Below are 9,026 nucleotides of genomic sequence, written 5' to 3'. Positions count from 1 at the left end.
CAGCTCTGCCCGACGCACCGTGTCCGGCTGGCCGAACTTGACCTTCCACGCGTAGAGGCTGTGCGTCGTGATGCCCAGCCGCTCGGCCACCTCGGCCACCGAATGCCCGCGCTCGGTCACTTGCTTGACCGCTTCGATCTTCAACTCATCCGTGTACCGCTTCCCACTCATACCGACCTCCTCGATTGCCAGAAATTATGGCTCGAAGGTGTCTACGAAAGGCTGGGCGATCCAGTGCCTGTTGCGGGTCTGTCGGCGACAGATAGGAGGGGGCACTGGAGTGTGCATGGTGAATCCTCCACGCCGGGGGACCCAATAAAAGAGGACGCCGTGAGAGGCCGTTGCGTGCATCCTTCTGAACTTTCCCCAAATTCCGCCAAGCCATTTAACTGGCCGGATTTATCCCTCGACAGGATACAACGGGACATCCGGCACATGCGAAGGCTCCCTTGCCGCACCACGCTTATTCAACCTGCCGCCCGCAAGCGTTGTCATGGGAGACCAGGTCGCCGGCACGGCGCCCATGGCGACAATGCATGGGCGCTGCCGCCACGATTCAAGCGCAAGCCTCGCTGCAGAATGCCCAAAGCACCTTACACCCGCGGAGACCATCGCATGATCCGTACAGTTATCCCCGCCCTTCTGTGCCTCGCGGTCGGCATTTCCGCTCCATTGCACGCAGCATCCTCCACGGCCGGCGCCATCACGCAAGCAGAGCTACTGCAACGCACGCAGCAACTCTACGCCGCCTCCGATGCTGGTGACCCGAAACCGTGGAACGCTTGGTTTGCCGATGATGCGATGGTGTACGACGAAAAAGGCCGGACCATGGACAAGCAGGCACTGCTAGCCGATATCGGGCCAATGCCTGCGGGGTACAGCTTGCATATGCGGGTCATCGATCCACATGTCATCCTGACGCCCGATGCCGCCGCGGTGGCCTACACATGCGACGAATCTGAAACTGCCTATGGCCAGACGATGCATGCCCGCTACCACACCGTGGACACCTGGCTGTTTCGCCACGGCACCTGGCAGATCGCCGCCAGCCAGACAATGCGCTACTACGAAGACCCAAAAGTCGGAACCACCGACCTGGCCAAGTTGGACGACTTCACGGGCAGCTACGAGTTGGCACCCGGCGTCCGCCGCACCGTCACGCGCGAAGGCACTGCCCTGTTCATGCAAAAGGGCGACGGCCCGAAGACTGAGCTACTGCCCGAATCCGGCGATCTGTTCTTCCGCAAGCGCGTGGAAGGGCGGGAGCTGTTCCACCGCGACGCCTATGGGAAAGTCGACGCGTTGGACGAACGGCGCAACAATGAAGACATCGTTTGGAAGCGTGTCCGATAACTCACAATGTCACTGAATGCGTATTCCGGTTCAACTGACCGCATGTCCGACCAGAGCTGACCCAAGTCCAGGTTCCCGCTGATGCCGGTGTGTGATGGTCATCTCGGATGGGCTACGAGCCCCGGTTACGGTGATCGCTGGACAGCATTCCGGCATGGGCTAAACAATGCGCTGGTGTTGAACACCCCCGCTACTGTTGGTCAATCGGCCAACCCGAAAGGTCCGCCGCCGAGAGCGGACATTAGTCTGGCACGTTCTCGGAAGCAAGCAGGCATTACAGCGCTGGCTGGCACCTGCGCAACACGCCTAGCCGGCCAATTCTGATCCCAAAACTAGAATCACCGACTTGCCTAAGCCCTATCATCAGCGCCCCGTGTGTCGTGGTCCCGTTTGGCCCCATGTAACTGAGATGGTCACCGTCCCTTATTTCAATGATCAGATCGCCATCTTTCATGGTGGGCCGAAGTTTGATCTCCCGAATCGATCCATCTGACATGGTTACCGATTTCGTATAGACGTCGGAAAACAAGTCTCCGAAGACGAAATTTTTCCTTACCTCGCCTATGCACACCATGAAGCGTTCTTTTGTTGACACGGGGCAGTCTCCTGTCTTTTCCATTTGATAAGTGAAGATGTTGTTCAACGTAAGACGTCTGACTCGGCTCGAAAGCGGACCTTCCGAGAATATACCGCTCAAATCCCTGTCAACCAGGGTCATCATCAGCGACGCAGTCGGCGCCTATGGAAATCGATGTTTGACCTAACCCAAATTCGCAACCGCGGATTTCGGTCGTGGCTAAACAGCATTCCGGCTTTAGCACTCGAAGCATTAAAAATGCGAGTCATTGTGAAGCGGCCACCTCAATCACCCGGCCATCCCTCGCATCGAGCATGATTGTCACTTCTCCACCAAGGGAGTTTGGCGGCTGACTCTTTTCATTAACATACCAAGTATTACCCTTTCGAATCGCGTCGAAGTGTTCCTGCCACATTTGTTCCGATGGCTCATCTTTCCATGGATTCATCGAAAACCATATCGCATGAGCGATGGCGGTTGCAGCAACCTTATCTCTAATCACTCCCTCTGGAGGCGGAGACCACACGTATTGTCTCGGGGTTGTGCAACCAACGAGATTGAGAAGTGCCGCAATAAGTACGACCGTAACCCGGAGCATTTTCAATGCTGGAACTTTCATCGTTAATTCCTTGACATAGAGAATGGTGCCGCTTCAGCCCCGATCTTTAATTGCCATCCCTATCCAGCAGCAATCCAACCGCAGATATCCACGAGGTGGTGACTCCGATCATTTGGGCAATGGTGCGATCGTCATGGCCTCTGGATCAGAGCAGGCCGATTTCCCTCATCATGTCGACGGGGCGTCACTCACGCCGCTTGGCCCAAATCCTCTGGAATGAACAACCATAGCCCCCTTGCTGCTCGCTCTCTCGGCATATGGAGCGCTCACGCGACATGGCGGACATTCTCACAACGCTCCTTACTCAAACGCCCCACATCACAACTTCGGCCTCCGACGGGACGGCCCCATCTCCCGCCTCTTCGACCGTCAGCTTCAGCCCAAGCCCCGACCGAGGCGCCAACGGGTCATCCATGGCTTTCCCGTGCGGAACTCCACTGCCAGCTTCCAGTATTTGACCATCACGGTGGCGTGGCGATCGACACCCTTCAACCCGAGCCGCTCGGCGATGGCGATGGTGGTCTGTACGCCTTTCGTATCCCTTCGCAGTATTGGCGGCTCCTTGCGCCAGCCCGCATTGATCGAAATCGCGCTATGCCAGAACACCCGCACCGTCGCAGCAGGATGCGGGTTTTTCCGCGGGGGTTATGACGCCGTGGAACTGGCTGTGGTCATGATGCTGGGCGCGCCGTTCGCCTTGTCACTGAACACCACGTAGGCCTGGTTCTGCCAAGCCAACGCGCTCCATCCGTAGAGCGACTGCAACGGTGCCTTGCCGGTGCTGCCGTTGGAAGTGCCCTGCACGGTGTAGTCCACCCAGCGGCCGGTGCTGTTGAGGTAGGTGTGGGCGGTGATGTTGCCGTTGGTGTCGTTCACTAGCACCGCGAGCAAGCCACCGTACACCACCAGGCTCAGCGCGGAGGCGGTCCAGATGGGTTGTCCGCTGGCGCTGCGCACGCTGCCGGCGAGCTGGGTCCAGTTCTTGCCATCGGCACTTTGCGCTATCCGGATGGCGCCGCCGCTGGTGACGTCGGCGTAGGCGAGCAGGAGCGAATCCTGGTACTCGACCAGGCTCACGCCGAGCACGGTACGCGGGTTCACCGTGGCGTTGCCGGCGCTGTAGCGGAAAGTATGCGGCGTGGAAAACGCCCCCGGCGTGGTCGAGGCGCTGAGCGCGATATTGCCGCCGCTGGCCAGCAGGTTAGCCGTGGGAAACGCGAGATACAGGCCCGCGCTGCTCACTTGCGAAGACACCGAGCTTGCGAGGTTGCACAGCGCCACACGCGGCGAGGCCTGGTCGGACACCGGCTGAATCAAGGTATAGGTCTTGCTGTCGTTGCCACTGAAAAGGGTGTTGTTGCTCGGCGCTGTCCAGGTGCCGGTGGCCGCCGACCACGTGGCCTGGTGCAGCACGCCGGAGTCGTCGGGATACACCATGAAGAGCTGCCCCGGCTGCGCCACCACGGCCGGATCGCCGCCCTTGGTGGTGTGGGTGGATTGGCCGTTGAAGCTGATGTCCTTGGAGTTATAGATCTTAAACGCCGGCGCGTCGGTCATGGGTGCCGCCACGTAGTGCAGATGGTGATTGCTGCTATCGCTGCTTTTCTTGCGGAACACTGCCACTAGCGTGTTCTGCATGGCCGGCGTGGCGTCGCTGCCGAGATTTTGGTTACCGAACTGGCTCATCGGGGTGGTGTTGCCGAGGCCGTTATCGGGGTTGGTCACTATGGCGGCGCTGGGCGCGAGATCGTCCTCTGAGCTGCCGATGATGCGATGGCTCTGCCAGGCCATGGCGTGCGCCGGCGCCACGCCGCGGCCCGGAGGCGCGCCGGCAAGGCTGTGCACGCCGCCCGCGGGCGTGCGCCAGTAGGTGGAGACGTAGTAGAACAGCGAGGTCCATTCGCGGCAACGCAGATCGGAGAGCGTGTCGCGCACCAGCGGCGCGCCCGTATTGTCCAGCACGTACAGCGGCGACCAGTTGGCGGTGTCCTGCGCGTTCGTCGCCATGTCGAGATTCGGAATCAGGTTCAGCGCCGCGTTGGGCGCCGATGGATTCTTCGACCCGAGCGCCGATATCACCTCGTTGAGCGACAGCGTCACGGCCGCCTGCGCCATCGTGTAGTTCAGCTGGTTGGGCGGATCATTGAGGCGCTTGTCGCCATACGCGATCCAGGTATTGCCCTTCTGGTTGTGCACCACGAGGCCGTTGTAGGAATCCTCGTCGTGCATGCGCTGCGCGCACAGGTCTGAGGCCGGGTTCGCCGTGTGCAGCGCCTTTCGCGGCGTGCGCAGGTGGCCGGTGGAGAAAAGGTCGGTGAGGAAGTGGCAGGCGAAGGCTTCCATGGCATAGGCGCGCATGTAGTCGCCGCCGGCCGCGGTATCGCACGCCACCGCATGGCCGGCCAGATAGCAGGCCACCGCGCACGCGCCGAAATGATCCCAGTTCACATTGGCCAGCTGCAGGTAGCGGCCCTGCGACATGAACCAAGGCGTGGCCTCCACCGCACCAGTGGCAAAGTTGTAGGCCTTGTCAAACTGGTTGTCGCTATTAGCGGCCGTGTAGGCCTGGGACCACGCATCGTCGGTATAGGGGTGCTGCGCCATGATCTGGTTGGCGCTGTCGGTCACGGTGTCCGACTGCTGCTGCATGATCTGCAGGATCTGCTGCGCTTGGTAAACGCCGTTGACCGGCTTTTCCGAGTAAAGGGAATTGAAGGCCGCGAGAAAGCGCGCCTGCTGATCGCTGGCGGCGGCACCATCGGAAATGGGCTGGCTCGGCACGCCGTAGAAATCGCCGGCGAGGGCCATGACCTGGCCGTAGCTCAGGTATTGACCACCATCTGTGAGAAAGTAGTTCGTGTTCGGCGCCGACTGCGTGAACGTCTTGCCGCTGGGATCGATGAAGATGAGCCCATCGCCCAGCGCCTCATGCTCGGGCGATTCGAACAGCTGCAGGCCGGGGCCAGTGTGCAGCGGATCGAGAAAGCGCGTGTATTTGCGCCTGTCGCGCGCGAACACCAGCGGCGGCAGCGGCTTGGCGGCCAGGGCCTCGATGTCGCTGGCGCTATCGGCAGGCGTGTCGGTGGTGTCGGTGGTGTCGATCATGGGGGGCTTTCCTATGGGTGCGCAAGGACACGGCCGAAGCCTCGATCAGCGCCTTCGGCCAGAATGAATTCGTGTACGAATAGCTTTAGCGGTATTGCCTGAAGGTGGTGAGCAGGATGCAGAACAGCAACACGTCCATGCGCACGCCACCGCGCGTCGGTGTCATCCGCAACGTCTGCTGACAACAGTAAACCGCCGGCATGGCCAACACAATCGGAATGAAGGTCATGACCACCACGGACCAGAGCCATCCGTATTGCGGCTCGCAAGTTATTGCTAAATAGATTTGTGGGATTAATTCGCCAACGGCGAGCGCGACCCAATAACGACGGGGAACGTAAATCAAAGCCGCCAATCGAAAACCGGCGATCAGCACCCAATAGGTAAAGGTCACTTGGTGGAGCAGCTCATAGGCCAAGGCATAGCCGGCCACTGCTGCCCTCACCATTTTGGACAAGCCGGAAACCAGCTCCTTTTCCCAAAGACGAATGATGTCGACCAACGAACTTAACTCGTCATCATTTAGCCGTTCGGCCACATCTAATATCATTTCCTCTTCATCGGTCGGCCCTCTTTCTTCACCAGGCAATACCGCCGTAAGAAAAGCGATGATTCGCGGCCCAATATCCTTAGACCTAGATAGGCAAGCTCTGCTGCATGCATCGAACACGGCCTCGGAGTTGGTCTTGTTCGCCAGCTTCGCCAGCAACTCATTCAATTCGTCTTCCGAAACATCATGGTCCACTTCGAGCCGAACCGCCTCGATCAGCGCTTCGATGAAGCGTCGGGATCGATGCTTTGAGGCCTTGGCGATGGCTAGGCCGATCACGTCGTCTAACATGCGGTCCACGGACAAGTCCCAAGCTTTCCCTATTAACAAACCGCCAATAGACATACAAACTCCCTGTGCAGACCGATTACCCTGCAAGTTAGGAACAATGTAAAAACCTCTGTCGGATCTTCAATCCATCAATTCCGCGATCCCTTCGATCCGAAAATCTAAGGGCACCTCTGCCATCAGGCAATCAATCCGCCGAAGGGCGTCGAGGAATACGTCAGCATTACAGAAGCCCTTCTGCCTTTGCGGTCTTGATCAGGATTTTGGCCGAAGCGCCGTCTGCATGACTTGCTGGAAGAACTCCGGGTCAGCCCGCATGCGGTCGAGCACGGCGTCGACGTCCAGTTCGGCCTTTGGCTTCTCACCCTGCAAGCCCACAAGCTCCCGAAGCCGGTTTTCCCGCTTTTGGTAAAGAGGGCGCAGGATATTGGCCTTTTCTTCCAGGTAGCGATGGGTGGCCCCCGCCACTCGGCTGCCGCCCTTTCCCGCTCCGTGGTGAAGCGCCGCCCCACTGACCAACAGGCGGGCGGTGTGGAGCAAGTCATCGTCGCTGCCGATCTCTCGGGCCAGGGACCTGCGCAGGTCGTGGGCAGTCAGCCCAATGCCCGTCTGCTCAGCCAGGGCAACCAACACACCACGGGGGCTATTGATCGGATGGCCGTGCCCCCGGGACTGAAACACATAACGCCCTGGCGCATCCGGTCGCCATAGTTCGTTGAGGCGTTTGCGCTCCTGCAATATCTCAGCGGCCCAGGGCGTCAACGGCATCACGTCCAAGGCCGCATTTTTGGTGGTGTCCTCGGCCAGCCAGATCAGACGCTTGGTCAAATCCACCTGCGCCCATTCCAGCAGTCGGGTCTCCCTGGCGCGGGTGCCCCAAAGGATCAGCAGAAGGTAGAAATCAACGAGCACGGACAGGTGGGGCTTGATCGCCTTGCTACGGGGGCTGGTGCGGTGGGTGAACACCGCCGGGTCATGCGCGACCTTCTGCATTTCCAACAACGCTTTCAGCCACTGAATGTGGTCGGGCGACGTGGTGTCCAGCGCTTTTCGCACCATCCGATCCGCAGGCCAATCGCTCTCGTGGTTCTGGCGCTACAGCCGAAGCGGCCCCTCATCTCTCCCCACTCCCAGTTTGAGAATCTTGGCCGCGCGCCACCAAGCGCCGTCTAGGTGGCGGTAGATTTTGTCCAGGGTGCCCTTGGAGACCGATTTCGGACCCCAGCTGATCTTGGGCTGGCCGCCGGCGGCCCGTTTTAGCAGTGGGGTTAGGCTTTCGCTGACCACCTCCTCGGTGAGGTGGCCGATGGGCACCTGCCACATGGGCGACTCGTCCAGCCACCGTTGGACCTTGATTCGGTCGGCGGTGCTGCTGTCCCGCAATTTGGGGTCAGCGGTTCGGCGTTTGCCAACACCGACCTCCAGGCGCCCCTCCTCCCCCAACTTGGCTTTGTGTTTGCGCTTGGCCTCAATAAAGTCGGCGAACGCCACCGCCATGGTCAACCGTCGGTGCTCGGCCGCCAGCTTGGTTTGCTTTAAATGATCCTCTCGAACCCGCAGGGGGGCGATGTTCTCCTCCATTGAAACCAGCCATGCACGCGCCCGCTTGCGGGCTTCATCCAAGGTCAGGACCCGGCCAGTGAAGTCATCGGCCTTTCGCGCGCGGCCCATGGCCCGGCGGGTGGACTTGCCCCCCATCTTCCGGCGCACGCACCAGGTGATCGCTCCCGATGTGATGCGTATAAGCAACCCGGCCTGCCCACGCTTTCCACCGTCGCGCACGATCCATTCGGCAGTGCCCGGTGGGGTCGGCTCAAAGAGCGGGCGCCCGGCCTTATTCAATCCGACGATCCGATTTTCAAACGTCAGGCTGTCCACCAACATCTGAGAAAGTTCGAGCTGAACTGCCATATCCGATCCCCGTCTTGGCGAACACCGCTGGATCGATGATACCCCCGCGTACGGCACCCTGATGGCCCCTGATCGAGCGGTTCTTGTCGGGTGGAGAGGACTCGTTCAGTCAATTTTCTCCCGCAGCGACGAGCCACATTTTGCGCTGACCAAGATGATATATCTTGGTTTCAGGGGTTGAGCTTCAACCCAGGCGTAGCGCCACTTACGAGGTAAAAAAGCCTTGACGAGGGGAGCCAACTCCGCTTTAATTGTCGGCTCAACGCCATACCCTGGCCGGGTAGCTCAGTTGGTAGAGCAGGGGATTGAAAATCCCCGTGTCGGCGGTTCGATTCCGTCCCCGGCCACCATGTATAGCAACGACTGAGCCCACTTTTATGAGTGGGCTTTTTCGTTTCTGGCCGCACTCTGGCCGCAGGTGACCTTATCCCTGCCATTTGTAGCGTTTCAAAGTAGAGTTTTTCGGCGAAACTGACCCTCATGAGGAGGCTGTTTTGCTATGAAGAAGACCAAATACACCGAAGAGCAGATTGCGTTCGCCCTGCGCCAGGCCGAGAGCGGCACGACGGTAGCGGAAGTTTGTCGAAAGATGGGGATCTGCGAAGCGACGTTCTTCAACTGGA

9 protein-coding genes and 1 tRNA gene are annotated in these 9,026 nt (G+C 59.7%); 3 read left to right on the top strand and 7 right to left on the bottom strand.

All coding sequences use genetic code 11. The annotated features are described in order from the left end of the window. Window positions 1-171 (bottom strand): transposase (locus tag VF436_RS14840; protein WP_330904808.1); only part of this gene is annotated, 171 nt, incomplete at its 3' end. Between the two features lie 408 nt (window positions 172-579). Between VF436_RS14840 and VF436_RS14835 the strand changes: the two genes are divergently transcribed. Beyond that, on the top strand, window positions 580-1,353 hold the full coding sequence (locus tag VF436_RS14835) for a DUF4440 domain-containing protein (RefSeq protein WP_330904807.1): 774 nt from the start codon (window positions 580-582) through the stop codon (window positions 1,351-1,353). Window positions 1,354-2,195: 842 nt separating this feature from the next. On the opposite strand, the gene VF436_RS14830 is transcribed toward VF436_RS14835, so the two are convergent. The 6 genes from VF436_RS14830 to VF436_RS14805 all read right to left on the bottom strand — a co-directional run bounded on the left by VF436_RS14830 (window position 2,196) and on the right by VF436_RS14805 (window position 8,403). Next, window positions 2,196-2,549 (bottom strand): hypothetical protein, encoded by a 354-nt coding sequence (locus tag VF436_RS14830; RefSeq protein ID WP_330904806.1) that lies wholly within the window; start codon window positions 2,547-2,549, stop codon window positions 2,196-2,198. Between the two features lie 375 nt (window positions 2,550-2,924). Then, on the bottom strand, window positions 2,925-3,155 hold the full coding sequence (locus VF436_RS14825) for a hypothetical protein (RefSeq protein ID WP_330904805.1): 231 nt from the start codon (window positions 3,153-3,155) through the stop codon (window positions 2,925-2,927). Between the two features lie 39 nt (window positions 3,156-3,194). Continuing rightward, a complete protein-coding gene (locus tag VF436_RS14820; RefSeq protein ID WP_330904804.1) occupies window positions 3,195-5,654 on the bottom strand; it encodes a hypothetical protein in 2,460 nt (819 codons plus the stop codon). Between the two features lie 85 nt (window positions 5,655-5,739). After that, the gene (locus VF436_RS14815; RefSeq protein WP_330904803.1) at window positions 5,740-6,549 is read right to left on the bottom strand and encodes a hypothetical protein; all 810 of its coding nucleotides are present in this window, start codon (window positions 6,547-6,549) and stop codon (window positions 5,740-5,742) included. Window positions 6,550-6,747: 198 nt separating this feature from the next. After that, entirely contained in the window at window positions 6,748-7,551 is an 804-nt protein-coding gene (locus tag VF436_RS14810) for a tyrosine-type recombinase/integrase (protein WP_330904802.1), read from the bottom strand. A 36-nt stretch (window positions 7,552-7,587) separates the two neighbouring features. Then, window positions 7,588-8,403 (bottom strand): integrase arm-type DNA-binding domain-containing protein, encoded by an 816-nt coding sequence (locus VF436_RS14805; RefSeq protein ID WP_330904801.1) that lies wholly within the window; start codon window positions 8,401-8,403, stop codon window positions 7,588-7,590. Window positions 8,404-8,677: 274 nt separating this feature from the next. On the opposite strand from VF436_RS14805, the gene VF436_RS14800 reads away from it, so the two are divergent. Further along, window positions 8,678-8,753: transfer RNA gene (locus VF436_RS14800), tRNA-Phe, on the top strand. 149 nt (window positions 8,754-8,902) lie between these two features. Then, window positions 8,903-9,026 (top strand): transposase (locus VF436_RS14795; RefSeq protein ID WP_330904020.1); only part of this gene is annotated, 124 nt, incomplete at its 3' end.

Origin of the sequence: Dyella sp. (assembly GCF_036384435.1) — a bacterium.
GTDB lineage: Bacteria > Pseudomonadota > Gammaproteobacteria > Xanthomonadales > Rhodanobacteraceae > GSA-30.
This window is presented reverse-complemented; position numbering and strand designations above follow the sequence as displayed.

What these genes read in the sequence shown, in the direction of transcription:
- VF436_RS14835 (WP_330904807.1), top strand. Translation starts at nt 580, where the DNA reads ATGCCCAAAGCACCTTACACCCGCGGAGACCATCGCATGATCCGTACA.
- VF436_RS14830 (WP_330904806.1), bottom strand. Translation starts at nt 2,549, where the DNA reads ATGAAAGTTCCAGCATTGAAAATGCTCCGGGTTACGGTCGTACTTATT.
- VF436_RS14820 (WP_330904804.1), bottom strand. Translation starts at nt 5,654, where the DNA reads ATGATCGACACCACCGACACCACCGACACGCCTGCCGATAGCGCCAGC.
- VF436_RS14815 (WP_330904803.1), bottom strand. Translation starts at nt 6,549, where the DNA reads ATGTCTATTGGCGGTTTGTTAATAGGGAAAGCTTGGGACTTGTCCGTG.
- VF436_RS14810 (WP_330904802.1), bottom strand. Translation starts at nt 7,551, where the DNA reads ATGGTGCGAAAAGCGCTGGACACCACGTCGCCCGACCACATTCAGTGG.
- VF436_RS14805 (WP_330904801.1), bottom strand. Translation starts at nt 8,403, where the DNA reads ATGGCAGTTCAGCTCGAACTTTCTCAGATGTTGGTGGACAGCCTGACG.